Here is a 25,039-nt window from a genome sequence, read left to right on the forward strand (position 1 = left end):
CTCGTCCCCCATGAGGGTGAGAGGGGGCGGGACGGTGCTCGCGCGGGAACCACTCTCCCTGATGTGCTACACTGAGGTTCTGAAAACTTTATAGCCGGAACACAGCGAGCATTCCTTTGCGCGAATCGATCCTCCGAGCCATCGCGGAATTTTCCCACCGCCGCTACGTCGGCGTTCTCGTCGCGGCCGCGCTTCTTACGGCCCTTTGCCTCTACGGCACCCTGCACCTCGAGCTCACGAGCGAGGTGGTGGACTTGTTGCCCCCCCGTTCCCCCGTCGTTCAGCGTTTCCTGGCCGTCACGGACAAGTACGGCTCCGCCGACTTCCTCGTGGTCACCGTCGAGGACTCTGAGGGAGCAAGTGTCGAAGCCTACCTCGACTTCTTGGACGCCTTCGCCGAGGCCCTCGAAGGGCATCCGGACGTCCAGTACGTCGACCACCGCATCGACGAGTCGGTGCGCGAGTTCTACCGGAACACGTTCCTGGACTTCGCCCTTCTTTACCTCGACGACGAAGCCCTGGAGGAGGTCAAGGTGCGCCTCTCGGACGACGCCGTCCACCGGCAGGTGGCCCTGAACCGCGAGATGCTGCGCACGGCCGCGGTTCCGGGCGCGCGGCGCTTGATCTTGCGCGACCCTCTGGGCATGCGCGAGGTGTTCGCCCGGCCCATGGCCTCGGCGCGGGGACGGATGAGCATCTCGTTCGCCGACGGCTATTACTTTTCCGAGGATCACACTATGCTTTTCATGCTCGTCAAGCCCTCGGTCCTGGCCCAGGACACGCGCTTCAGCGTCCGCTTCCTGCGGGAGGTGCGGGCTATCGAGGCGGAGGTGCGCGCCGAGTTTCCCGAGGAATCGGAGAATCTCCGCGTCGATTACACCGGCTGCTACGCCATCGGCAACGATTACGTGACGGCCATCAAGCGCGACGCCGTGTGGATGTTCGCGCTTTCGTTTGCGAGCGTGATGGTGCTTTTCCTCGTGGCGTTCCGGCGCGCGGGAATGCTCGTGGTCGTGGGCATGCCGCTTCTCATGGGGGTGATTTGGACCCTGGGCGTTACGTACTTCACGCTCGGCCACCTGAACATCGTTACCAGCACCGTGGGCGCCATCCTGCTGGGCCTTGGCATCGACTACGGCATCCACATCTACAACCAGTACGCCGCGGAGCGCGCGGCGGGGCGCACAGCCGACGAGGCCATCGTGGCGGCGCTCACGGGCATCGGCGCGGGCCTTTTCTCGGCGGCGTTTTCGACGGCGCTCGCCTTCTTCGCCCTCGTGCCGACGAAGTTCCGGGGACTTTCCGAGATGGGTCTCGCGACGGGAATCGGCATCCTGCTCTGTCTCCTGAGCATGTACTTCGTGATGCCGGCGCTTTTTACGCTGCGGGCGCGCTACTTTCGCGATACGGCGGGGCGCTACGTCATGCGGAGCTTCGGCCTCGCGCACGTCGAAGAAAGGCTCATGCGCCATCCGCGCGCGCTGATGTTTCTCAGCGTGCTCGTGAGCGGGGTGCTCGCTGTCGCGGCCCTCGGCGTGAAATTCGACGACGACTTTCGAAACATCCGCCCCAAGGAAGGGCCGGCCATTGAAACACAGGGGCGGCTCGTCGAAAAAGTGGGAAGCCCGCTTCTTCATACGTTGATGCTCGTGCGCGGCGACTCGCAGGAGGAGGCGCTCCACCGCGCGGCAACGCTCGACGCGCTTCTTGCGAGGCTCACGCGGGAGGGCTACGTGCTCTCGCACCAGAGCATCCTTTCGTTCCTTCCGCCGCGCGCGCAGCAGGAGCGCGCCCTTCGGCGGCTCGCCCGCGCCCGCTCGGAGGAGCCGCAGGCTTTCTCCTATGCCCGCGTCCGGCGCACCTTCGAAGAGGCGCTCGAGCGCGAAGGCTTCGATTCCGTCGCGCCCTTCGAGGACGCGCTCGCGGGAATCGAGCGCGCTCTCTCCGTGTCGCGCCCCATGGAGTTCCGCGACCTCGAAGAGGCGGGCATGTCGCGCCTGCTCGAGCGCTTCCGCCGCGTGGGCGGGCAGGGCGAGCCCTACGAGTTCGTCTTCTACGTTTATCTTCCCCAAAAGCTTCCGGGCGAAGAGGCGACGCGCGTTCTCATGGAAACGGCCGCCGGCCTTCGGGAAACCGAGGTCGTAAGCCCCAAGGTGCTCGCCTACGAGCTGAAGCGCATCGTCCGCGAGGACTTCGGACGGGCGAGCGGTTACGCCTTTCTCGCCGTGCTCGCGGTGCTTTGGTTCCACTTCCGCCGCCCCGCGCGCATGGCCATCGTCGCCGCGCCCCTCGTCCTCGGCGCCGTATGGATGGTGGGCCTGATGAGCCTCTTGAAGATTCCCTTCAACCTGGTCAACGTCGTCGTCCTGCCCGTCATCCTGGGCATCGGCATCGACGACGGCATCCACATGCTGCACCACTACCTCACGGACGCCGGCCGGGACCTGACGAAGACCTTCCGGCTCGTGGGGCGCGCCGTGATGATGACGTCGCTTACGACCATGGCCGGCTTCGGCTCGCTCGTCTTCTCCTCCTACGGCGGGCTGCACACCGTGGGGCAGGTGGCCTTCCTCGGGATTTCGTCATGCCTCGTGGCGACGCTCGGGCTGATGCCGCTCCTCATCCGCCGCTTCGCGCACTGGATTTAACGGGAAGCCCTATGGCCCGGAAACCGGCGTCCGGTCACATGAGTCATGAGTAAAGAAAAGGCGCCGATTCTGATCGCGGGGGCCGCCGTGGGAATCCTCGCGGTGATCCTCGTCCTGCTGGGGAATCCTCCCAATATGGGTTTCTGCATTGCGTGTTTCGAACGCGACATCGCGGGAGCAATCGGGCTGCACCGTCCGTGGGAGGCGGCATGGATAAGACCCGAAATACCGGGGATACTCCTGGGCGCATTCCTGACGGCGCTTTTCGCAAGGGAGTTCAGGCCCAGGGGCGGCTCCTCGCCCATGGCGCGGTTTCTGGTGGCCATGCTCGTGATGATAGGCGCCCTCGCGTTCCTGGGCTGTCCCCTCAGGATGATCCTTCGGCTGGGCGGCGGAGACCTTAACGCCCTCGTGGCCCTGGCGGGTTTCGTCTGCGGCGTCTTTGTCGGCGTGGTTTTGCTGAAGGCGGGATTCAATTTTGGGCGGGCGCAACGGCAAAGAGACGTAAACGGGTGGATCATGCCCGGCATTATGGCGGGGCTGCTTATGATGGCGGTTTTCCCGCCCGTCTTCAAGACCGGGGGCCCCATCTTCGTCGGAGCGAAAGGCCACCCGGGCTGCGGCGACGACCCGCTCGTTTCGGAGGGACTGGGCATCGCGATTTCCCTGTCGGCGGGCCTCCTTGTGGGAATTCTTGCACAAAGGTCCCGGCTGTGCCTTGTGGGAGGAATCACGGACCTGATGCTCGTGCGCAGCTGGCACCGCGTGAGCGGGTTCATCGCAATCCTGGTGCTCTGCTTCGCCGGATGTCTTATACTTCACGAGGCCGGTGTCGAGGCGTTTGCATACTGGCGCATCGGGTTTGAAGGGCAGCCCGCATCCCACACCGCGCATTTATGGAATTTCCTCGGAATGGCTCTCGTGGGGGTGGGCTCCGCTCTTCTCGGCGGGTGCCCATTTAGACAGCTTGTCCTTGCCGGTAACGGAAACACGGACTCGGGGCTCACGATCCTCGGTATGCTGGCGGGGGCGGCGATCGTCCACAACTTCGGGCTGGCCGGAGCTGCCACCACGCACGGCAAAGCGGCCGTTGTGCTGGGATTGGTTCTTGTCCTTCTTATAGGCCTGCTTCACAGGGAGAAAGGGTAGGACTGCTCGGAAGAAGGAAAGGGCCCTTCGACGGGGACGGGCTCATCCCGTTCGAGCCCCGCTCGCCCGGCTAGGACGGTCAGTCCGGCCCGATTGCCAGGAGCTTGAACAACAGTTCGCCAATCTCGGTATTGTCGTGAATGCCGCCGAAGGCCGCACTGCCCGGCCCGGAGGCGAGGAGCGGCACCATCTGCGCCGTATGGGTTGCCTCCTTGGTCTTGCCGCCGGATAAATATTTTCCAGTAACCCTCCCTTTGGAAAGGTCGCCGCCGGTAACGGCGTAGCCTCCGGTTTCATGGTCGGAGATGACGACGAGGAGCGTGTCGCCCCGCTCCTTGGCGAACGCATGGGCGCTCGCCACGGCGTCGTCGAAGTCCACCATCTCGGCGATCTGCCATGAAGAATCTCTTTCATGGCCGGCCCAATCGATTTGCGAGCCCTCGATCATCAGGAAAAAGCCGCTGTCCCGGCTGACGTTGGAGAGAAAGTCGAGGGCAAAGCCGGTCATTTCCGCAAGCGCGGGCTCGCGGCCGGGCGCTTCGTCCATCTCGCACTCGGCCAGGAGAGCCAGCAGCTTCGTGCTTCCGCCGCAGTCACCGTCGAACGATTCGAGGTCGCTCAGATAGCAATAACCGTCTTTCTTCATGTTGACAATCAGGTTTTCCTTGCCCGCTCCTTTATCACAGGGAGGCTTCGCGTCCTCGCAGACGTCTTCGGCGTAAGGGCGGAAGTGTTTTCGGCCGCCGCCCATGAGCAGGTCCACGCCGGAAGCCGCTTCCTGCCCGGCGATGTCGAATTCGCAGTCCCTGTCTTCGTGGTGCGCGAGAAAAGCCGCGGGGGTCGCGTGGGTCACGGTGCTCGTGGCAATGACGCCCGTCTTCATGCCGCGCGCCCGGGCCTCTTCCACGATCGTTCTGAGAAGCGCCCCGTCGGCGGCGATCGATAGACGGCCGTTGCGCGTTTTCTTCCCCGTGGCGTAGGCCGTCGCGCCGGCGGCCGAGTCGGTGACGAGGTCGTCCTCGGACCAGGTGGTGACGAATCCCCCCACGGGAAAATCCTCGAGCGCCAGCTTTCCCTTGGCCACCTTTCCCGCCGTCAGGGTGGAAATTCCCATCCCGTCCCCGATCATCAAAATGATGTTTCGGGGGCGGGCGTTTCCGGAAAAAACGCGGCTTCGGGGCTGCGCTTCCCCGCCCCAGGAACCGCAGGGGTTCGCCAGAAATAATACACATATCAACAAGCGTGTCCCCGATCTCAAAGCCATCGTTTTACCTTCTGTTTTTCCGAGAAATTTCGATTGTCGGGAGAGGCATCCCGAGTTTTCCATGTTACTTGCCCGAGCCGCTTTTTCAATGGGGTTTCCGAAGGGTCGGCTTTCAAGCCCCGCATGATGTCCCCGATCCCGACATCGGGATTGGGGCGTTACCTGCTTCCTTCGGTAAGATTTTGGATGGTGCCATGCGAGCTATTGACAAAACAAAATACCGAAGGCGATTCCTCGGTTCGCTTATTAATGTATTAAAATAAGAAAAAACCTCTTGACAAGACGAAACGAAGGGGGCATATTAAGATAAGCAGGCCTTAAACTACCTAAGCATGGAATACACAAACTCAGGAATCCTCGGCTCCACCAGGAAGGGAATCTTTCAATGACCTTAACGCGGGGAGAGTTTTTAATCAGAAAGTATGGTAGTGTGAAACGTAGAAATATTCTGCACCGTATAGAAACCTGCGCCATATGTAGTGGTGTTGAAAAAAGCGTATTTCAGGTTTCTATGTTCGAGGTATGTGTAGTCCGGAGATTTTCCGGTTCCACTAAGAAAGGAGAATTTCAATGGCGCTAACACGGAGAGAGTTTTTAGGGTTGCTGGGTTGCTCGGGCATGGCTGCGGCGCTGCCGGGCTTCGTCGGATACCCGCAGGCGGCCGAGACCATCAAGAAGGCAATTCAGGAAAAGGTCGGCAACCTTCCAGTAATCTGGATGCATGGACAGTCCTGCACGGGATGTTCCGTCTCAGTGCTCAACACGGTGCATCCCGACATCGTGGAGGTCCTTACCGAAACCATCAGCCTGGAGTTTCATCCGAACGTGATGGCGGCCTCGGGGAACCTCGCCATGAGCGTCGCGGAGAGGGCAATAGCGGAATTGAAGGGCAAGTTCGTCCTCGTGGTCGAGGGCTCCATACCCACCGGGGAACACCTGGACTACTGCACGGTCGGCGAGAGGGAGGGCAAGCCCGTCACCATCGAGGAATGGATCAAAGAACTCGGCGGTGCCGCCCAGGCGGTGCTCGCCGTGGGCACGTGCGCGGCTTTCGGCGGCATTCCCGCCGGAAGGCCGAATCCAACCGAGGCGAAGAGCGTCCGTGACGTCATCCCCGAGGCCACGATCATCAGCATCCCGGGATGTCCGGCGCACCCGGACTGGGTCGTGGGAACGGTGGCGCATGTGCTCCTTTTCGGCGTTCCGGAGCTTGACCGGCTCGGGCGGCCGAAGATGTTCTATGGCAAGCTGGTTCATGAGCAGTGCGAGAGGCGCGCCGACTTCGAGAACGACAGGATGGCGGCCGATTTCGGGGACGAAGGGTGCCTGTACGGGCTCGGCTGCAAGGGGCCGATAGCATACTGCGACACGCCGATAAGGGGCTGGAACGACAAGGGCAACTGGTGCGTGCGCAGCGGCTCTCCCTGCATCGGGTGCACCGAGCCGACTTTCCCCGACCATGAGGGCGAGGGATTGTACGCCAGGCTTCCGATAGAGAAGACGTACGGAATCGCCTGGACGGGTCCTTACGCCGGGAAAAAAGCACTTGCCGGATAGACTTGCCCGTTCGAGGGGGCGCCGCTGATGTGGGCGGCCCTCCAGGACGGAGCACTACATTAAATTGAAGAAAGGAGTATTGAAATGAAAACAACGGTCGTGATTGATCCGATTACCCGGATTGAAGGCCACCTGAGGGTGGACGTGGAGGTGGAGGACGGCAAGGTCACCGACGCCCGCGCTGCCGGAGAGATGTTCCGCGGCATTGAGGGCATCCTGCGGGGAAGGAACCCCGTCGACGCCCAGCAGATTACCCAGCGCATCTGCGGAGTCTGCCCCGCCAGCCATGCCCAGGCGGCCACTTTGAACCTCGACAACGCATTCGGCGTCACCCCGCCGGAGAACGGAAGGCTGATACGCAACCTGGTGCTCGGAGCCAACTACATCCAGTCGCATATTCTCCACTTCTATCATCTCGCGGCCCTCGATTACGTTGACATCACGGCAATCCTCAAGTACACGGGCAACGATCCGAACCTCAAGCGGGTGAAAGCGTGGGCGCAGGCCGAGGTGGACAGCGGCAGGGCGACGGCGGTGGCTCCTTTCCTGCCCAGGTACAAGGGGGACTACATTGCCGATACGGAACTCAACATAGGCGCCATAGCCCATTACCTCGAGGCGCTGAAGATGAGAAGAGAAGCCCAGGAGATGCTCGCGATATTCGGCGGCAAGATGCCGCACGCGGTAGCGATTCTCCCCGGCGGCGCTTCGGAAAAGGTCACGGTCGACAAGATCGTCGCCTTCAAGTCCAGGCTGAGGGAGCTCCGGACGTTCATCGACACCGTGTACATCCCCGACGTGCTGGCGGTTGCGGACGGTTACAAGCAGTACTTCGGCATCGGCGTAGGCTGCGGCAACCTCCTCGCGTACGGAGTGTTCGAGGAAGATGTTTCCGGAAGCAAGAAGCTGTTTCCCGCGGGAACGTACATCGATGGGGCCGCCGGGCCGTTTTCGGATGCGAAGATAGCCGAGTACGTCAAGAAATCGAGATACAGCTCCGCTACGGGAAAGCATCCGTCGGAGGGCGAGACGACGCCTGACGAGAGAAAGAGAGGCGCCTACTCATGGCTCAAGGCGCCGCGGTACGATAAAAAGGTGCTGGAGGTCGGCCCGCTGGCGCGCATGGCCGTCGCCCACTTGACGGGCGGCAACGATAAGGCCTCCAAGCTGGTGACGGACACGCTGAAGCGATACGATGCTCCTGTGTCGGCGCTGTTCTCAGTGCTCGGAAGGCACGCCGCCCGGGCGCTGGAGTGCAAGGTGGTTGCGGACAGGTGCGCCGAATGGGTCGCGGAGCTCAAGCCCGGCGAGCCATCGCACGCCAAGTTCGAGATTCCCAAGGAAGCGACCGGAATGGGACTTACGGAGGCGCCGCGCGGTGCGCTGGGGCACTGGATTACGATAAAGAACAAAAAGATTGACAGCTACCAGTGCGTCGTTCCCACGACGTGGAACGCCAGCCCGCGCGACGACAGGAAACAGCCCGGCCCGATGGAGCAGGCGCTCGTGGGAACGCCGATTGCCGACCCCGAGAATCCCATCGAGGCGCTCCGGGTCGTCCGGTCGTTCGACCCGTGCATTGCGTGCGCCGTCCACATGGTCACGCCCGACGGCCGCACGCTGAACGAGTTCCGGGCCGTATAGGCACGCGGCTTGAAGCCGCGGGAAGAAAAAGAGAGCCGCGCGGGCCGGCGGAGGCGGCGTAGCCCTTTTTCCGTAAAGACAAGCGGGGTATCATCTAAACATGGCCCAACCCAGAACGGTCGTCATGGGAGCGGGAAACATCCTCCTCAAGGACGAGGGCGTCGGCATCCACGTGATACGCGCCCTGAAAAAGGACGGAGCGCTGCCCCCGAACGTCGAGGTCGTCGACTGCGGCACGGCGGCGCTCGACGCGCTGCAATCGCTTGCCGACGTGGACAAGCTCATCGTTGTCGACGCGGTAAGGGGAGGGGACGAGCCCGGCGCGATATACAGGTTTTCCCCCGAGGATATTTTCGAGAAGCGAAGCGAATCCCTTTCTCTTCACCAACTGGGCTTGCTCGAGGCCCTCAAGATGGCCGGGATGCTCGGGACCGTTCCGAAAGAAATCGTAATCGTCGGGATTCAGCCTGAAGACGTCTCGCCGGGCCTGGAGCCGTCACCGGAAATCAAACGACGGATCCCGGAAGCCGTCGAGGTGATCAAGAGGCTCATCCAGACGGAGCAGGGCGAATGCAAGGACGGCGTCTTGAAGCGAAGGAAAGGGCGTCATGTCGCACGGGTATAACGCGCTTCTTCTTTCCACGGCCGCGATTGCTTTTCTCCACGCGGTCATGGGGCCCGACCACTACGTGCCTTTCATCGCGCTTGCGAGCACGAGGCGCTGGTCGCGGAAGTTCCTTTCGTTCGTGACGGTCGTCGGCGCACTGTTGCACGCGGGCTCGTCCGTCGTCCTGGGCGCTCTTGGAATACTGGGGGGAATCGCCCTTACGCGCCTCGAGGTGTTTGAGGCGCTTCGGGGAGACGCCGGAAGGATACTCCTCGTGGCGTTTGGACTGGCCTACATGGCGTGGGGCTTGATGCGCCGCCGGCATCGCCACGCTCATGTGAAGCCGGAGACGCTCGTGCGGCGGACGACCGTCTTCTGGTCGCTCTATGCTGTGTTTGTCCTGGGGCCGTGCGAGCCGCTCGTGCCGCTCATGTTCGCGGCCTCTTCCTGGCAATGGCAGGGCGTGGCGGGAGTGGCGCTGTTGTTCACCGCCGTCACCCTCGCCACCATGCTCGTGATGGTGCACGCGGGGGACAGCGTGGCGCGGCGGTGGTCGTTCATGATGAGCGAGCGGCTGGCGCACGTCATGGCGGGCGGAATCATTGCCGCCACGGGTGTGGCCCTCTGGTGGATATAACAGGGAAAGCGCCCCGCGATGCATGAAGCCTACCTCGCCGAGCGAGCGCTCGGGTTTATCGAGGACTACTCGCGCCGGGAAGGGGTGAAAAGCGTAAGCCGCATCGTGTTCACCCTCGGCAAATGGTCGTGCGTCTCGCAGGAGGCGTTCGCGTGGGTTTTCGCCCTCGCCGCGAAGGACACACCTGCCTATGGGGCCGCGCTGCACTTCGAGACCGAGGAGCCGCGGGGGCGTTGCCGGCGGTGCGGCGGGGAGGTGGCTCCCCGCGGCGAAGGAAAGATTCCGTGCCCGTCCTGCCGGGCTCCCGACGTCCAGTGGGAGCGCGGTTGGGAATTCGGCATCCGGGAACTGGAGGTGGAATATGTGTGAGTGGTGCGGTTGCGGAGACCCCGACGCGCCGCCGAAGCACGCGCACGGGGAGGGTTCCTCACACTCGCATGCTCACGGCGCGGAAAGCCGGACGGTTCGCATCGGCAGGGAGATTCTGGCCGAGAATAAAACCCATGCGGAACAAAACCGAAAATATTTCCGGCGCGAGCGCATTTTTTCCGTAAACCTCATGAGCGCCCCCGGCTCCGGGAAAACCACGCTTCTCAAGAGCACGATACGCTCCCTTCCCAAGGACATTTCGGTCTTTGTCCTGACGGGCGACCAGGAGACCAGCCTAGACGCGGAGAGTATCCGCGAGGCGGGCGGGAGAGTGCACCAGATCAACACCCACTCCATGTGTCATCTCGACGCGCACCTCGTCGCGCACGGGCTGGAGGCGCTCTCCTGCAAGGGGCCCGCGCTTCTTTTTATCGAGAACATCGGCAACCTCGTGTGCCCGGCCCTGTTCGACCTGGGCGAGGCGCGCAGGGTGGCGCTCCTCAGCACGCCCGAGGGGGAGGACAAGCCTCTCAAGTATCCGGGATTATTTCGCATTGCCGACACGGTTGTCTTGAGCAAGATGGACCTGGCGGGCGTCATCGGCTTCGACCGCGAAGCGTGCGAGCGAAGCGCCCGCTCGGTGAACCCGCAGGTGGAGATCCTGGCCCTCTCGGCGCGCACGGGAGAGGGCATGGAGGAATGGCACCGGTGGCTGGAAAAGCGCTTGCACGAGTAAAACAGGCGGCCTCGCCTGTAGCCTGCCGCATCCGCGTGCGCGGCGTGGTGCAGGGGGTGGGTTTCCGCCCGTTCGTCTATCGCCTGGCCGTGGAGGAAGGGCTGAGCGGCTGGGTGGCCAATACGAATCAGGGAGTGGAAGCGTTCCTTCAGGGCGAGCCCGGGGCCGCGGCGCGCTTTCGAGAGCGGTTTCAAGAAGAAATTCCTCCCGCCGCCTCCGTGGCGGAATGTGCCTTTGAAGAAGAAGCACCGCGCTCCCTGGGCGAGGAATTCCACATTCGCGAAAGCGAGCCGGGAGGCGAGAAGCGCTCGTTTCTCACGCCAGATATGGCCGTGTGCCGGGCGTGCATGGAAGAGGTGCTCGCCGCCGGCGACCGCCGCCATCGTTATCCGTTTACGAACTGCACGCATTGCGGCCCGCGCTACACCATCCTGGAGGACGTTCCCTACGACCGGCCGCGCACCACCATGAAAGATTTTTCGATGTGCCCCGCCTGCGAGAAGGAGTACGAGGATCCGCTCGACAGGCGCTTTCACGCCCAGCCGAACGCCTGCCCCGTCTGCGGCCCCTGTCTCGAGGTGCTCGACGAGGCGGGCTCGCCCGTCTCAGCGGAGGACCCGCTGGAGCGGTGCCGCGAATTTTTCCGCGAGGGGCGCATCGTGGCCGTGATGGGCCTGGGCGGCGTTCATCTCGCCGCCGACGCCCGCCGTGAGGAGGCCGTCCGCAGGCTCAGGGAGCGAAAGCAGCGAAAGGAAAAGCCATTCGCCCTGATGGCGCGCGACGTGGAAGCCGTCGGGAAATTCGCCCGCGTCTCCCCGGAGGAAGAGCGGCTGCTTCTGTCTCCCGCGGCGCCCATCGTGCTCCTCTCGAAGAAAACGCCCAACGGCATCGCACGAAGCGTGGCGCCGCGACAGAGCACCTTCGGCGCGATGCTTCCCTACACCCCGCTTCATCACCTGCTTCTTGCGCCCCCGGAGGAGGTGCTCGTGATGACGAGCGGCAACGAAAGCGACGAGCCCCTGTGCTACACAAAGGAAGAAGCACTGGGGCGGCTCTCGGGACTCGCGGACGCCTTTCTTCTTCACAACCGCCCCATCGCCGTGCCCAACGAGGATTCGGTCGTGCGCTCCGAGCGGGGGCGGACGCTTTTCGTGCGGCGCTCGCGGGGACATGCCCCCCTGCCGATAGGGGCCGACGTTCAACGCCGCGTGCTCGCGCTCGGCGGGGACCTCAAGAACACACTGTGCCTGACGCGTCCGGGCGAGGCCGTTCTGAGTCACCACCTCGGGACGATAGAATCGCCCGCGTCCCTGGAGCGGCTGGAGAAAGGCGTCGCGCATCTTCAGAAAGTTCTCGGCGTTTCCCCCGCGATAGTCGCCTGTGATATGCACCCGGATTACTTCACGGGCCGCTGGGCGGAGGAGCGTTACGGCGGCAGAATCGTGCGCGTACAGCACCACCACGCGCACCTTGCGAGCGTGATGGCGGAGCATCGCCTGGAGGGCGACGTTCTCGGAGCGCTCTTCGACGGCGCGGGATACGGCGCGGACGGCGCCGTCTGGGGCGGCGAGTTTTTCGCGGGAGATTTTTCCGCGTTCCGCCGCCTGGGGCACTTCGAATATATTCCCATGCCGGGCGGCGACGCCGCCGCACGCGAACCCCTGCGCATGGCGGCGGCGTACCTCCGTGCGGCCTTCGGCGACGAGTGGAAGGACGTCGTTCACCAGCTCCCCGACGCTTTTCAGGATTCGAGAGTCGGAGTCTGGATTAAGATGGTCGAGGAGCGCGTGAACAGCCCTCTCACGTCGAGCGCCGGGCGGCTCTTCGACGCGGTGGCTTCCCTCGTCGACCTGCGCCACCGAATGAGCTACGAGGGGCAGGCCGCGATGGAGCTCGAAGCCCTGTGCGCCGGTGAGGGCGAGGCGCCGCCCTACGGATTCGAAATGCGCGAAGCGCGTCTTTCCTTCCTTCCGATGATACGCGAGGTTATCTCCGAGCGGGCCTCCGGCGTCCCGGCGCCGCGCATCGCCGCCCGCTTTCACGCCACGCTGGCGGAGGCGTCGGCGCGGTTCCTGGTATGCGCCCGCGGAGAGACCGGGCTTGACCGCGTCGTGTTCGGAGGCGGCGTCTTCCAGAACGTGCGCCTCCTTCGCGCCATGCGGACACGGCTCGAGGCGCTCGGCTTCGAGGTGTACGTGCCCGAGCGGGTTCCTCCCAACGACGGCGGCCTGGCGCTGGGGCAGGCGCTCATAGCCGAAAAGAAGGGGTCGTAACCATGTGCCTGGGCGTTCCCATGAGGATTGTCGAAATTCAAGGGGTCGACGCCGTGGCCGAACTGGGGAACGTCCGGCGGCGAGTGCGCCTCGATTTCGTCGAGGACGCGAGGCCGGGCGAGTACGTCATCGTGCACGTGGGGTTCGCCATCGAGCGCCTCGACGAAAAGGAAGCCCTGGAGACTCTGTCCCTGTTCGAGGCAATGGGGGCGGCCGGAGGGAAGGGGAGCGATTCAGAGGAAACGCCGTAATGGCGACGGCGAAATACATTGAAGATTTCCGGGACGGCCCGCGCGCTCGCGCTCTCGCCGACGCCCTCCTGGGCGAGATGGAAGGGACGAGCGGCACGTGCCGTTTTATGGAGGTCTGCGGCACGCACACGATGGCCGCGTTCCGCTTCGGCATTCGATCGCTTCTTCCCGCGAACCTGAAGCTTCTCTCGGGACCCGGCTGTCCAGTGTGCGTCACTCCCACTTCCTACATCGATACGGCGCTCGAGTGCGCCCGCGGGGAGAAGGTCATCGTCGCCACCTTCGGGGACATGCTGCGGGTGCCTGGGACGGAGTCTTCCCTCGTCCTGGAGCGAGCGCGGGGGGCGGACGTGCGCGTGATGTACTCGCCGATGGACGCCCTCGAGCTTGCGGGGCGGGAGCCGGAGAGCCGCGTGGTGTTTCTCGGCGTCGGTTTCGAGACCACGGCGCCCGCCGTGGCGGCGGCGGTGGTCGAGGCGCGGCGGCGCGGTCTCGGGAATTTTTTCGTCCACTGCGCCCACAAGCTCATCCCTCCCGCGATGCGCGCCATCGTGGAGAGCGGGGAGGTGAGCCTCGACGGGTTCCTCTGCCCCGCCCACGTGAGCGCGATTATCGGCGCGGACGCGTACCGGTTCCTGGCGCAGGAGCACAGTCTGTCCTGTGTGGTGGCCGGCTTCGAGACGCTCGACATGCTGGCGGGCATCCTCATGCTCGTCCGCCAGCGCAAGCGCGGCGAGGCGTCAGTCGAGAACGCCTACAGTCGCGTGGTGCGCCCGGAGGGAAACCGGGCGGCGCTCTCACTGCTCGAAGAGGTGTTCGAGCCGGGCGACGCCGAGTGGCGGGGCCTTGGAAAAATTCCGGGAAGCGGCCTTCACCTTTCCGAAAAATACCGGGCGTTCGACGCCGCGGAGGAGTTCGAGCTGGAGGCGGCTCCCTCCCAGGAGCCCCAGGGATGCCTCTGCGGAGAAATCTTGCGCGGCGTGGCCGAGCCGCCGGATTGTCCTCTTTTCGATAAAACCTGCACGCCGGAGAACCCCATCGGAGCCTGCATGGTTTCCTCCGAGGGCACCTGCGCCGCCTTTTACAGGTATGCCGAGCGATAAGGTTTCAGGAGATAATCGGAGCATTGTCACGCTCGGCCACGGAAGCGGCGGCCGCCTGACGCGCGACCTCATCGACCTGTTCGCCCGCCATCTTGAAAATCCCTTTCTCGACGCGCGGAACGACCAGGCGACCCTGTCCTGGGAGGGAAAGCGGCTGTCGCTCACGACGGATTCGTTCGTCGTGAGTCCGCTTTTCTTCGCGGGGGGAAACATCGGCTCGCTCGCGGTCTACGGCACGGTGAACGACCTCGCCGTGGGAGGCGCGAGGCCGCTTTACCTGAGCGCGGGGTTCATCATCGAGGAGGGGCTGCCGCTTGCGGCTCTCGAGTCCGTCGTCGAATCGATGGCGGAGGCGGCGAGGACGGCGGGCGTCCACGTCGTCACGGGAGACACCAAGGTCGTCGAGCGCGGCAAGGCCGACGGGCTTTTCATCAACACGACGGGCGTGGGCGCGGTCCCGGCCGATGTGGCGCCCTCCGTGGAGCGGGTCGTCCCCGGGGACGCCGTGATTCTGAGCGGGTCCATCGGCGAGCACGGCGTGGCCGTGATGGCGAAGCGGCTCAATCTGGAAAGCGGCGTCCGCAGCGACGCGGCGCCCCTGACCGCCCTGGTCGAGCGCATGCTCGAAGCGTGCCCCTCGATTCACGCAATGCGCGACCCGACGAGGGGAGGGCTCGCCACGGCGCTTTGCGAGATAGCGGAGGCGGCCGGCGTGGCCGTCGAGGTGGAGGAGGAGAAAATTCCGGTGAGCGACGACGTCGCAAACGCCTGCGAGATTCTCGGCCTCGACCCCCTCTACGTCGCGAACGAGGGAAAACTTCTGGCCTTCGTCCCTCCGGAGCGCGCGGAGGCGGTGCTTCGCGCCATGCGCGGGCATCCCCTGGGGCGCGAGGCGTGCCGGATCGGGCGCGTCGTGAAGCGAAGCGAGGGAGGCGGCGTCTCGATGAACACCCGCGCGGGCGGGAAGCGCCAGATCAGCGTGCTTTCGGGCGAGCTTCTCCCGCGTATTTGTTGAGGGGGGTGAAGGGGCTCGACCGCGAAAATCCGCTTGCAACGCTTCTACGCTTCACCTTAGAATTCCCGCATGGCCTTCAAAGTCACCAAGGTCTTTTCCGAGGCCCGTTCTCCGGGAGGGAACGCCTTCCACGACCGAGTCTCTCTTCATTTGCGAACTCTTGCTTTCCTGCTCCTGCTCCCGCTGCTTTTCGCGCAGACGGCCTATGGTGATATCAATTCAGACCTGCTCGAAGCGGCAGAGGCCGGTGATACCGCCAAAGTGGAGCGATTGCTTGGAAAAGGCGCGGACGTGAATGCGAAGAACGAAGGCGGCGAGACCGCCTTGCTGATTGCGCTAGACCGAGGCTACACCAAGACAGCGAAGTTCCTGATTGACGCCGGGGCGGACGTGAATGCAAAGAAAAATAATGACCAGACCACTTTGATGGCTGCAGCATTATTTGGCTACACCGAGACGGTGAAGACCCTGATTGGTCTGGGCGTGGACGTGAACGCGAAGAAAAAAAACGGTAGGACTGCCTTGATGTTTACGGCGATGATGGGCCGCATCGAGGCGGCGAAGATTTTGCTTGACGCGGGCGTGGATGTGAACGCGAAGGACAAAGACGGTTGGACCGCTTTGAGGTTTGCGGTAGCGGTCGGCCACACCGAGGCGGCAAAGGCCCTGATTGAAGCGGGAACGGACGTAAATGCGAAGGCAAAAGACGGCAGGTCCGCCCTGAGGGTTGCGACAGCGGGTGGCCACACCGAGATTGTGGAAATTCTCAAACAGGCCGGAGCAACGTCCTACGGAGATATCGATTCAGAACTGATAGAAGCGGCAAAGGCTGGTTATACGACCAAAGTGGAAAAATTGCTTGGAGAAGGCGCGGACGTGAACGCAAAGGACGAAGCCGGCACGACCGCCCTGATGGCTGCGGCACGCTATGGCGAAACTGAGATTGTAGAGATTTTGATTAGCAAGGGCGCTGACGTGAACGCGAGGACCGAAAAAGGCACTAGCGCCTTGATGTTCGCGGCAGCGAATGGCCGCACCGGGGTTGTAAATGCCTTGCTTGACGCGGGAGCGGACGTGAACGCGAAGACCCCGAAAGGCGCGACCGCCTCGATGTATGCGAAATCCAAAGGCCGCACCGGGGTTGTGGAAATTCTTGAGCGGGCCGGAATCAATTCAAGACTGATTAGAGCGGCAGAGGCCGGTGACACCGCCGAAGTGGAAAAATTGCTTGAACAAGGCGCATTCGTGAACGCGGGGGACAAAGACGGCATAACCGCCTTGATGGCTGCGGCACGGGAGGGCCACACCGAAACCGTGGAGCTTTTAATTGGTAAGAACGTGTACTTGGAAGCGAAGGACAAAGGCAGCTGGACCGCCTTGATGTTTGCGGCAAAAGCAGGCCACACCGAGGCGGTAAAGGCCCTGATTGAGGCGGGCGCAGACGTGAACGCGAGGGGTAGAGGCAGTGAGCCCGACCTGATGGCCGCGATGGAGTGGGACTGCACCGGTATTATTGATCAGCTCATGACGACAACAGAGGCGCGTGTGAACGCGGATGAAAAAAACAGCGACACCGCTCTGATGTGGACGGCGCGGAAGGGCCGCACCGAAACGGTGACGGCTCTGATTGAAGCAGGCGCGGACGTGGACGCGGAGAACGTGAACGGCTGGACCGCCCTGATGTGGGCGGCACGGGAGGGCCGCGCCGAGACGGTGAAAGCCCTGATGGAGGCAGGCGCGGACGTGAACGCGAAAAACAAATTCGGCGAAACCGCCCTGACGAACGCGGCAGCGGGGGGCCATACCGAGATGGCGAAGAAGCTGATTGATGCGGGTACGGACGTGAACGCTAGGATGACAGGCGGCAGGACCGCCCTGCAAGCGGCGGCGGCGAATGGTTACACCGAGCTAGTGAGAGTCCTGGTTGACGCGGGAGCGGACGTGAACGTGAAATATGGATTCGGCCAGACCGCCCTGCTGATTGCGGCACGGAAGGGACACACCGAGATTGTGGGGCTTCTCAAACAGGCCGGAGCACGGGAAAAGAAAAAGAAACTGACAGAGGGCGCTGAAGACGAAGCATTATGGAAATACTACGGGGATTTAAACGGATTTTACCAAAGTCCGGAGCCCTATAATGAGAATTGGTGGGCGGCGGGCAAACTTTACTTCAACCGATCCAGGGTGCTTTACCCATACGCTATTATTGGAAATTATAATCCGTCCAAAAAGAGCGGCCTCTTTGACGACATCATTGACTTTTCAGACAGCGATGAACAGATCAAAAAGGAAAAGGGCGTTGTTATTAACATTTTATACGTCGACGGACAGAGAGTATCTGGGAAAGGCAAATTCAAATTCGCTCCCAGTGTACTTATACTGGAGAAATTCAAAATCGTTCCCGGTGAACATACACTGGTCGTCTCAATGCACATAATTGGGGAGGACTGCCGGGCGAGTTCCATTAACAACTATGAATTCAAGGCTGTGTTCGAGGCGGGAATGGAATACCGCCTAATCACCCACTTTGAACGGGGTGGGGTAGGTCATTGGCTCCCGCTCATGCAATATAGAGAAGTTCAGGATTGCGCTCCCGCGGCTGGGGCGGTGCCGTCGAAGTGAAGCGATTGCTTGAGCAAGGAGCGGACGTGAACGCGAAGGCCAAAGACGGCAAGTCCGCCTTCGGCGGGCAGCCGTCAGAACCGTTTCGTGTAGGCGTGGCAGTAGGGGTTTTTTCCCGTCTTGTCGTAGTAGTCCTGGTGGTAGTCCTCGGCGGGCCAGAATTTTTCGGCCTCCCTTAGCTCCGTCGCCACCCCGTAGCCTTTTTCCCGCAGGAGGGCGATCAGTTTTTCCGCGACCCGCTTCTGGGAATCATCCGCGTAGAAGACGGCCGACTTGTACTGCTCGCCGACGTCCGGGCCCTGGCGCCCGGCCTGCGTCGGGTCGTGGATCTCGAAGAAGAGCCGGGCGAGCTCCTCGTAGGAGACTTTGGACTCGTCGTACTCCACCTCCACGGCCTCGATGTGGCCGGTCTCGCCGGAGCAGACCTCCTCGTAGGTGGGGCTCTCCGTGCGGCCGCCCATGTAGCCCACGGAGGTGGCGACCACGCCCTTGCGCTCCTTCATCAGGTGCTCCACGCCCCAGAAGCACCCTCCCGCGAAGTGGGCCTTGTGGAGCACAGCGCTCTCCTTCTTCGCTTCCTCCTCCTTTTTCTCCGCCGGCTCGAAATCGAGGGAGAGGGAGTTGACGCAGTGGCGGACGCCCTTGGGCGTGAAGTCCTCGCCTTCGAAGACGTGGCCCAGGTGGCCGCCGCAGCGGGCGCAGGTGATCTCGACGCGGTCGCCGTCGGGGGCGCGGCGGACGGCCCCTTCGATCTCGTCGTCGAAGCTGGGCCAGCCGCTGCCCGAATCGAACTTGTCGTTCGAGCGGTAGAGCGGCGCGCCGCAGCGGCGGCACAGGTAGGTCCCGTCCCCGGAAAATTTGTCGTACTCGCCGCTGAAGGGCGGCTCCGTGCCCTTGCGGACTATGATTCTCTCTTCCTCGGAGGTCAGCGGCCGCCGGTCCGCGGCGGAAGTTTTTCCTTCTGCTTGCATGGCTTCTTCCTCCAGGCCTTCCCCGTGCGCGCCGCAGCCGCTCGCGGCGACGGACGCCATCATCAGGAAGGCCGCTGCATGGGTGAGTTTCATCTTATTAACATGATAACCCACTTCGCGCCGGGGTTGTTCCCCGAAAAACCGGCTATCGGGGGCCGGGGTTCAGGGATTACAAGAGGTGCTCGACGATAAAGGAAAAAAAAGAGAGCCGGCGAGCGGATTTGAACCGCTGACCTGCTGTTTACGAAACAGCTGCTCTACCAGCTGAGCTACGCCGGCTCAAAATTCATTGTAGGGCGGCGGCGCAATGGTTGTCAATGAAAGCCCGCTTTGGCGGCGGCATTTGACGCTCCCGTGCCTTACAGGGCATCATAGCGTAGGATGAACGCTGCTTTGATCGAGGCGTTAAGTCATCATAGCGGAGGATGAACGCTGCTTTGATCGAGGCGCTGCGACGATGAATCGAATGCGAACGCTCTTGCTCCTCTTCGGCGCCGCCGCGTGGCTTTCCGCCCCGGTCGGCGCCAGGGATATCTCCGTGAGCGCCGGCGTGGACGCCCCCAAAATCGGCGTCGAGGACACGCTCACGCTCACCGTCACCGTGACGGGAAGCGTCTCGGGCGTCACGCAGCCCGACGTGGCCTCGGCGCTCGAGGATTTTCACGTGCGGGGCCAGTCGAGCTCCATGCAGGCCACCATCATGAACTTCGAGATGGTGCAGAGCCATCAGTTCCACTACACGCTCCTTCCCAAGCGCGAGGGGATGCTGCGCATTCCCGGGCTCCAGGTGGTCGTAAAAGGCAGGACCTACCGCACCGAGCCCATCGTGGTCAGCGTGCAAAGTGGTTCCCTGAAGCCCCGGCGTCAGAGCCCGCAGCAGCGCCGGTCGCCCTTCGTCAGCCCATGGGATCCATGGGGCGAGCGGCGGCAGCAGCGGGGCGTGAGCGACGACGAGCTGCGCCGCGGCGTGCGCGTCCAGGGATGGCTGTCGCGCTCCCGCGCCTACGTCGGCGAGCCCGTGGTCGTACACTACCGTCTCCTGAGCCGGTGGCCGCTCCTGGGCGCCACCGCCGTCGAGACGCCGACGTTTGAAGGCTTCGTCACCGAGGACATTGTCCTGCCGGCCACCAGGACGTCCGACACCGTGGAGCAGGACGGAAAGCGCTATTACGCGCTGCCCGTGCTTGAAAAGGTTCTGGTTCCCACCCAAAGCGGGACGTTTTCGATAGAGCCGCTCGTGCTCGAGGTGCGCGTTCAACTCGGGCAGGCGCACTGGTTTTTCTCCATGGGGGCCTCGGAGACCGTGCACCGGCGAAGCCCGACGCTTACGGTCGAGGTGCAGCCGCTTCCGGAGCCCGTCCCTGACGATTTCAACGGCGCCCTCGGGCAATTTTCCCTGAAGGAGACGCTTTCGGCGGAGGAGGTTGACGCCTCCGAAGCCCTGACGTTCACCGTTTCGGTGCAGGGGCGCGGCAATCTGCGCAGCCTTGCGCCCCCGGTGTTTCCTCCGCTTCCCGGTTTCACCGTTCACGAGCCCGAGGTCTCGTACAACGTAAAGCCGTCTCCCGCAAAGGGCCTGCACGGCGCCATGAAGGCGACGTATCTTCTCATTCCGCGCACCACCGGCACGCAACTGCTTCCCATGCTCACCATGAGCGTCTTCAATCCGGAGACGCAGGCCTACGAACGGCTCGCCACGAAAAGCCACCAGGTTCATGTCCGGGGCACCATCACGACGAAGGCGCCCGTTCTGCTCGCGCCGGCCATGCGGGAGGTGGAAACGCTTGCCACGGACATCCACTACATCCGTCCCGAAGTTCCTCTTCATGTCTTTAAGGAATCTTTCGCTCCCCTTTACCGGAGGCCGGCGGCGCTCGCCATCGCCCTCGGCCTTCCCCTCGTCCTGAACGCGGCCGCCATCGGCGCCGTGGCGCGGCAGCGGCGCCTGCGGGAGGACGAAAAAGGCTACCGCGCGCGCCGGGCCGGCCGGACTGCGTCCAGGCGGTTCGCGGAGGCCCGGGCGGCGTTTCGCCGCAGCGACGCCCCGCGGGCGCTCGAAGCGCTCGACGAGGGCCTGCGCGGCTACGCGGCCGACAAGACCGGCCGCTCCCCCGACGGCCTCACGGCGCGCGATATTTTCGAGGAATTCCGCGCCGCCCGCGTGGACGAGCGGCGGATTCGGGAATACGGCGAGCTGATGGAGGCGGCCCACGCGGGCCTTTATTCTCCCGCGGGGCAGCGCCTTGACGCGGAGGCGGCCGAGAAAGCCGGAAAACTCGTCCGCACCATCGAGCGGGAGTGGAAAAGCAAGCGAGCGCAAGCCTAGGCCAAGCCATGCAGCCGCTCCGACTCTTTTTCGCAGCAGTTGTTCTTTTTGCTTCGCCGCTTGCGCTGGGCGCGGACCTGCCCGCCAAGGCGGCGACGGCCCAGGCCGTTCTTGAAGAGGCCAACGCCCTCTACGAGGAGGGAAATTTTTCCGAGGCCGCCGCCCGCTACGCGCGGCTGCTCGAGGCGGGCTACGCGTCGGCGCCGCTTTACTACAACCTGGGCTGCGCCGAATACAAGGCGGGGAACCCCGGAAGGGCGGCGTGGGCGTTCGAGCAGACGCTCCTGCGGGCTCCCCGCGACCGCGAGGCGCGCGAGAATCTTTTCCTCCTTCGTGAGCAAACCGCGGACCGCGTTCCCGAAGAAAGCGCCGTGGAAATTTTTCTTGGATATTTGTACCGCCTTCTTCCGCCCTCCGCGGCCCTGCCCGCGCTGATCGCGCTCGTGTGGGTTTTGAGTACCGCCGGCACGCTCTATTACGTCTCGCGCCGCGAAACGCTCCTCTACACGCTCCTTGCGGGGGGCGCCGCGGCGGTCGTCCTGGCCGCATGGCTCGGGGCGGGGCTGGCGTACGCTGAGCTTATCGACCGGGGCGTCGTGCTCGAAGCGGTCGCGTCGGTCAAAAGCGGCCCGCGCGAAAGCCACCCCACGGTGTTCGAGCTTCACGCCGCGACCCCGGTTCGCATCACGGGGCGCCGCGGCGAGTGGCTCATCATCCGCCTCGCCGACGGGCGCGAGGGCTGGCTTCCCGCGGCGAGCGTCGGAATTCTCGGCCTGCCGTAGAGACCTCCCGCTTTGCCCCGGTGTCGGGGTTCGTTTTCGGGAGCGGGTCCGGAGTTCGGAAAAAGGGGAGGCCGTTAAGAGGGAAAATCGAAAATCGCCGGCGGTTAAGGTATAATCATTTGCGGCAAGGATTCGCAAGGGAGGCGGGATCTGGAACGAAGGCGTGTTCGATTCGTTAAATACAATAAGGAGCTTGAGAGCAATGAAAGCAACGAGAGTGGCATGGGTGACTGCCATGTGGCTTGCAAGCGGCGCGGCCGCATGGGCTCAGGATGCCCATGTTTTTTTTGAAGCCGTCGACAACCAGGGCAAACCGCTTCAGGGCGTCCATTGTGTGTTAACCACGGAGAAAAACCTTCCTAAATACGGTGACACCAACAAGCGCGGCTTCCTGAGCATTCGATTTCTTGACTTTGGCCGCTACGTAATAGAGTGCTCCAAGGAAGGCTACAAGGTTGTGAACGCGGAATATTACGTTACCACAGAAAAACCAGGAGCCGTGATCGAGCGCCTACAGAAGATCGAAGATGAAATGGAAGTCGACTCCGCGCAAGCCATTTTTATCGGCTTCGCCGTGGTCCCCGTAGAAGACATCAAATACGACTTCAAGATTACGCTTGCCCCTGAAGACGAGGCGCGCTCTATCTGGGCCGTGCGGGCTCGCGCCGCGGGCGGTATCGGTGAGCCTCCGCCTCCGACCGTTGAGGAGCGCGTGGAAGAAGCCGTCCGAAATGCGGTTGGAGAGAATTTATCTTTCGACGAGGCCATGACTTCGGTGACGGCCGATATCAAGAAGGCAAAGGAGGAAGAGGTCATGGAAGGATTGGCCCATGCCTACCAGAGGGCGGGAAAGATGGGCGAGGCCCGGACGGCCTTTGCCCGCGTTGCAGAGGTAAAAGCCTCGCCCGATCTCTGGGCCAAAGCGGCCATGCTTTCCCGGGAGGCGCAGGAGCATGCGCAGGCCGTTTCGTTCTGTGAAAAGGCGCTTGCCATCGACGCCGGCCACGACGAGGCGCTCTGGGTGCTCGGACAGGCTCACGAGGACGCGGGGCAAAAGACCGAAGCCATTGGCGCCTATGAGCGTCTTACGGAAGTGCGCCCCGACTACCTGCAGGGCTACAACCGCCTCGTGGTGCTCTACGGCGAGACGGGCCAAAACAAGAAGGCCCAGGAGGCGAACAAGCGCCTGCGCGAGCTCTCCGCCGACCAGGGTGAAGAAGGCGCAAGCGGCATCGGCCTCTATAACGAAGGCCTGCTTTGCCTCAAGCAAAACGACACGGCGTGCGCCATTAAGGGCTTCGAAGGCGCGCTCGAGGCCGACCCCACCCTCGTGTCCGCCCGCTACCACCTGGGCATTCTCTACATGCGGCAGGGCAAGTGCGACAAGGTCGTCGAGCACTTCAGCGTCTACGTGGAGAAGCCTTCCAAAGATGACCCTCCCGAATACCTCCAGACGGCGAAATCCCTCATAGCGTATTGCAAGACTCAGTAGGAGAAGCGAGGGGGAGGGGCTGACACAACGGATCCGCTCAGGGGAGCGACTACGCTTTCTCCCTCGACGTGCGTCGGGGCTGGCGTTTCATGAAAGGGCGTTGCAACCGGGGAGATTGCTGAAATAGAATCAGGCGAGGATAAGCCATGACCGAAAAGTGCGAGATTCCCCTCAAGAACGCCCCACCCGAAGAGATCAGGCGAATTCTGAAAGACGCGAAGGTCATCGCCGTCGTGGGGCTTTCGGACAAGCCGGAGCGCGACAGCCACCGGGTTGCCGCGTACCTCCAGAAGCGGGGCTACCGCGTCATCCCCGTGAATCTGAACGCGGAGGAAATCCTGGGCGAGCGGGCTTATGCGAACTTGCGCGAAGTGCCGGAGAAGATAGACATCGTGGATATTTTCCGGAAGCCCGACGCCGTGCCCGCCGTTGTGGACGAGGCCATCGCCGTGGGCGCGGGGACGGTCTGGATGCAGGAGGGCATCGCCCACAACGCCTCGGCCGAGAAAGCGCGCGCCGCCGGTCTCCGGGTCGTCCAGAGCAAGTGCATCATGCGCGAGCACGGCGCGGCGTTCGGATGACGCGGCGCTTTTGGCGGGATCTTACTTGCCGCTCCGGGTCTATTGACGCGCAGCGCGGCAGGCTTCGACGAAGGCCTCCATCAGGGCGCGCTGGCGCCGCACCTTGGGAAGCCACTCGGGGTGGAACTGAACGGCCAGGGTGAAGCGCTCCTTGGGGCGCTCGAGGCCCTCCACCATGCCGTCATCGGCGCGCGCCGACACGGTGAGGCCCTTTCCCACGCGGCGGATGCCCTGATGATGGCCGCATGCGACGCTGATCTCGCGGCGGCCTAGGATTTTTTCGAGGAGCGTTCCCGCCGCGACGCGCACCTTGTGGAAGTTCGTGAGGGGCTTCTTCGGGTCGCGGTGTACGACGCGGCTCGGCTTCTGGGTGGGAATGTCCTGGTAAAGGCTTCCTCCGAAATAGACGTTCAGGACCTGCGCGCCCCGGCAGATGCAGAGCACCGGCTTTTCGCGCCGGCGGAACGCGTCCAGGAGGGCGAATTCGAAATGAGTGCGCTTCTTGTCACCCTTCCACGCCTGCTTGAGCGGCCGCTCGCCGTAGAACGCGGGCGAGACGTCCTCGCCGCCCGGAAGGAGCAGGCCGTCCAGCCAGTCCGCAAGCTCCTCGGCGTAGGCCTTGCCGCCAGTGATGGGAATGAGGGAGATCAAGGCCCCCGCACCCGCAATGGCGTCCACCATCGTCCCTTCCGTGTAGTGCAGCGAGCGCCCAGGGGACATGCCCGTCTTCCACGTTTTGGGCCGGAGCTCAGACGTGATTCCGATGCGCGCCTTCATAGGTGGAAAAGTATACCACAGGGCCCGGGGGTCCGCAGCCGGCCTCCCTCAGCAAACCGGCTCCAGGGTTTCGATACCCTTCTCCTTCCTCCACCCTTCGTCGAGGAAGCGCGTGACGTAGCGGTTCATCGAGTCGGCGAGGATGCAGACGATGTTCGCGGGGCGGTCGATTTTCCTCGCGTATTCCAGCGCACCCGCCACCGCCATCCCCGACGAGCCTCCGACGTAGAGGCCC

The 25,039-nt window shown here is 63.3% G+C and carries 21 protein-coding genes and 1 tRNA gene; 17 read left to right on the forward strand and 5 right to left on the reverse strand.

Annotation, left to right across the window (positions count from 1 at the left end; genetic code table 11):
• The first annotated feature begins 116 nt into the window (after positions 1–116).
• Entirely contained in the window at positions 117–2,648 is a 2,532-nt protein-coding gene (locus JSV08_02265; GenBank protein ID UCF81260.1) for an MMPL family transporter, read from the forward strand.
• A gap of 45 nt (positions 2,649–2,693) precedes the next feature.
• The gene (locus JSV08_02270) at positions 2,694–3,797 is read left to right on the forward strand and encodes a YedE-related selenium metabolism membrane protein (protein ID UCF81261.1); all 1,104 of its coding nucleotides are present in this window, start codon (positions 2,694–2,696) and stop codon (positions 3,795–3,797) included.
• A 79-nt stretch (positions 3,798–3,876) separates the two neighbouring features.
• On the opposite strand, the gene JSV08_02275 is transcribed toward JSV08_02270, so the two are convergent.
• Positions 3,877–5,061 carry an alkaline phosphatase gene (locus JSV08_02275; GenBank protein ID UCF81262.1) on the reverse strand — a complete coding sequence of 395 codons (1,185 nt, stop codon included), beginning with the start codon at positions 5,059–5,061 and terminating at the stop codon, positions 3,877–3,879.
• Positions 5,062–5,631: 570 nt separating this feature from the next.
• Between JSV08_02275 and JSV08_02280 the strand changes: the two genes are divergently transcribed.
• The 11 genes from JSV08_02280 (at position 5,632) to JSV08_02330 (ending at position 17,875) form a co-directional block, all read left to right on the forward strand.
• Complete coding sequence (locus JSV08_02280) at positions 5,632–6,618, forward strand: hydrogenase small subunit (protein ID UCF81263.1); 987 nt, start codon at positions 5,632–5,634, stop codon at positions 6,616–6,618.
• Positions 6,619–6,702: 84 nt separating this feature from the next.
• On the forward strand, positions 6,703–8,262 hold the full coding sequence (locus JSV08_02285; GenBank protein ID UCF81264.1) for a nickel-dependent hydrogenase large subunit: 1,560 nt from the start codon (positions 6,703–6,705) through the stop codon (positions 8,260–8,262).
• A gap of 100 nt (positions 8,263–8,362) precedes the next feature.
• On the forward strand, positions 8,363–8,887 hold the full coding sequence (locus JSV08_02290; protein UCF81265.1) for a hydrogenase maturation protease: 525 nt from the start codon (positions 8,363–8,365) through the stop codon (positions 8,885–8,887).
• Positions 8,871–9,506 carry a hypothetical protein gene (locus JSV08_02295; protein UCF81266.1) on the forward strand — a complete coding sequence of 212 codons (636 nt, stop codon included), beginning with the start codon at positions 8,871–8,873 and terminating at the stop codon, positions 9,504–9,506. Before JSV08_02290 ends, JSV08_02295 begins: the two co-directional genes overlap by 17 nt.
• Positions 9,507–9,524: 18 nt before the next feature.
• The gene (locus JSV08_02300; protein UCF81267.1) at positions 9,525–9,875 is read left to right on the forward strand and encodes a hydrogenase maturation nickel metallochaperone HypA; all 351 of its coding nucleotides are present in this window, start codon (positions 9,525–9,527) and stop codon (positions 9,873–9,875) included.
• A complete protein-coding gene (gene hypB, locus JSV08_02305) occupies positions 9,868–10,611 on the forward strand; it encodes a hydrogenase nickel incorporation protein HypB (GenBank protein UCF81268.1) in 744 nt (247 codons plus the stop codon). Before JSV08_02300 ends, hypB begins: the two co-directional genes overlap by 8 nt.
• A complete protein-coding gene (gene hypF, locus JSV08_02310) occupies positions 10,575–12,884 on the forward strand; it encodes a carbamoyltransferase HypF (GenBank protein ID UCF81269.1) in 2,310 nt (769 codons plus the stop codon). The genes hypB and hypF overlap by 37 nt, the downstream gene beginning before the upstream one ends.
• Positions 12,885–12,886: 2 nt before the next feature.
• On the forward strand, positions 12,887–13,135 hold the full coding sequence (locus tag JSV08_02315; GenBank protein ID UCF81270.1) for a HypC/HybG/HupF family hydrogenase formation chaperone: 249 nt from the start codon (positions 12,887–12,889) through the stop codon (positions 13,133–13,135).
• On the forward strand, positions 13,135–14,238 hold the full coding sequence (hypD, locus tag JSV08_02320) for a hydrogenase formation protein HypD (GenBank protein UCF81271.1): 1,104 nt from the start codon (positions 13,135–13,137) through the stop codon (positions 14,236–14,238). Before JSV08_02315 ends, hypD begins: the two co-directional genes overlap by 1 nt.
• Positions 14,225–15,253 (forward strand): hydrogenase expression/formation protein HypE, encoded by a 1,029-nt coding sequence (hypE, locus tag JSV08_02325; GenBank protein UCF81272.1) that lies wholly within the window; start codon positions 14,225–14,227, stop codon positions 15,251–15,253. The genes hypD and hypE overlap by 14 nt, the downstream gene beginning before the upstream one ends.
• Before the next feature lie 69 nt (positions 15,254–15,322).
• A complete protein-coding gene (locus JSV08_02330) occupies positions 15,323–17,875 on the forward strand; it encodes an ankyrin repeat domain-containing protein (GenBank protein ID UCF81273.1) in 2,553 nt (850 codons plus the stop codon).
• Between the two features lie 74 nt (positions 17,876–17,949).
• Here JSV08_02330 and JSV08_02335 read toward each other — a convergent pair whose 3' ends face one another.
• Entirely contained in the window at positions 17,950–18,846 is an 897-nt protein-coding gene (locus tag JSV08_02335) for a bifunctional methionine sulfoxide reductase B/A protein (GenBank protein UCF81821.1), read from the reverse strand.
• A 206-nt stretch (positions 18,847–19,052) separates the two neighbouring features.
• Positions 19,053–19,125: transfer RNA gene (locus tag JSV08_02340), tRNA-Thr, on the reverse strand.
• Positions 19,126–19,303: 178 nt separating this feature from the next.
• Between JSV08_02340 and JSV08_02345 the strand changes: the two genes are divergently transcribed.
• The 4 genes from JSV08_02345 to JSV08_02360 all read left to right on the forward strand — a co-directional run bounded on the left by JSV08_02345 (position 19,304) and on the right by JSV08_02360 (position 24,027).
• Complete coding sequence (locus JSV08_02345) at positions 19,304–21,172, forward strand: protein BatD (GenBank protein UCF81274.1); 1,869 nt, start codon at positions 19,304–19,306, stop codon at positions 21,170–21,172.
• An 8-nt stretch (positions 21,173–21,180) separates the two neighbouring features.
• Entirely contained in the window at positions 21,181–21,954 is a 774-nt protein-coding gene (locus tag JSV08_02350) for an SH3 domain-containing protein (GenBank protein UCF81275.1), read from the forward strand.
• A gap of 202 nt (positions 21,955–22,156) precedes the next feature.
• Positions 22,157–23,446: a tetratricopeptide repeat protein gene (locus JSV08_02355; protein UCF81276.1), complete on the forward strand. Its 1,290-nt coding sequence runs from the start codon at positions 22,157–22,159 to the stop codon at positions 23,444–23,446.
• A 146-nt stretch (positions 23,447–23,592) separates the two neighbouring features.
• The gene (locus JSV08_02360) at positions 23,593–24,027 is read left to right on the forward strand and encodes a CoA-binding protein (GenBank protein UCF81277.1); all 435 of its coding nucleotides are present in this window, start codon (positions 23,593–23,595) and stop codon (positions 24,025–24,027) included.
• Positions 24,028–24,066: 39 nt separating this feature from the next.
• On the opposite strand, the gene JSV08_02365 is transcribed toward JSV08_02360, so the two are convergent.
• Together JSV08_02365 and JSV08_02370 are read right to left on the reverse strand one after the other, a co-directional pair.
• The gene (locus tag JSV08_02365) at positions 24,067–24,804 is read right to left on the reverse strand and encodes a gamma-glutamyl-gamma-aminobutyrate hydrolase family protein (GenBank protein ID UCF81278.1); all 738 of its coding nucleotides are present in this window, start codon (positions 24,802–24,804) and stop codon (positions 24,067–24,069) included.
• A gap of 48 nt (positions 24,805–24,852) precedes the next feature.
• The coding region (locus tag JSV08_02370) for a hypothetical protein (protein ID UCF81279.1) at positions 24,853–25,039 on the reverse strand (187 nt) is incomplete at its 5' end.

It is taken from the genome of Acidobacteriota bacterium (assembly GCA_020349885.1).
Taxonomy (GTDB): Bacteria; Acidobacteriota.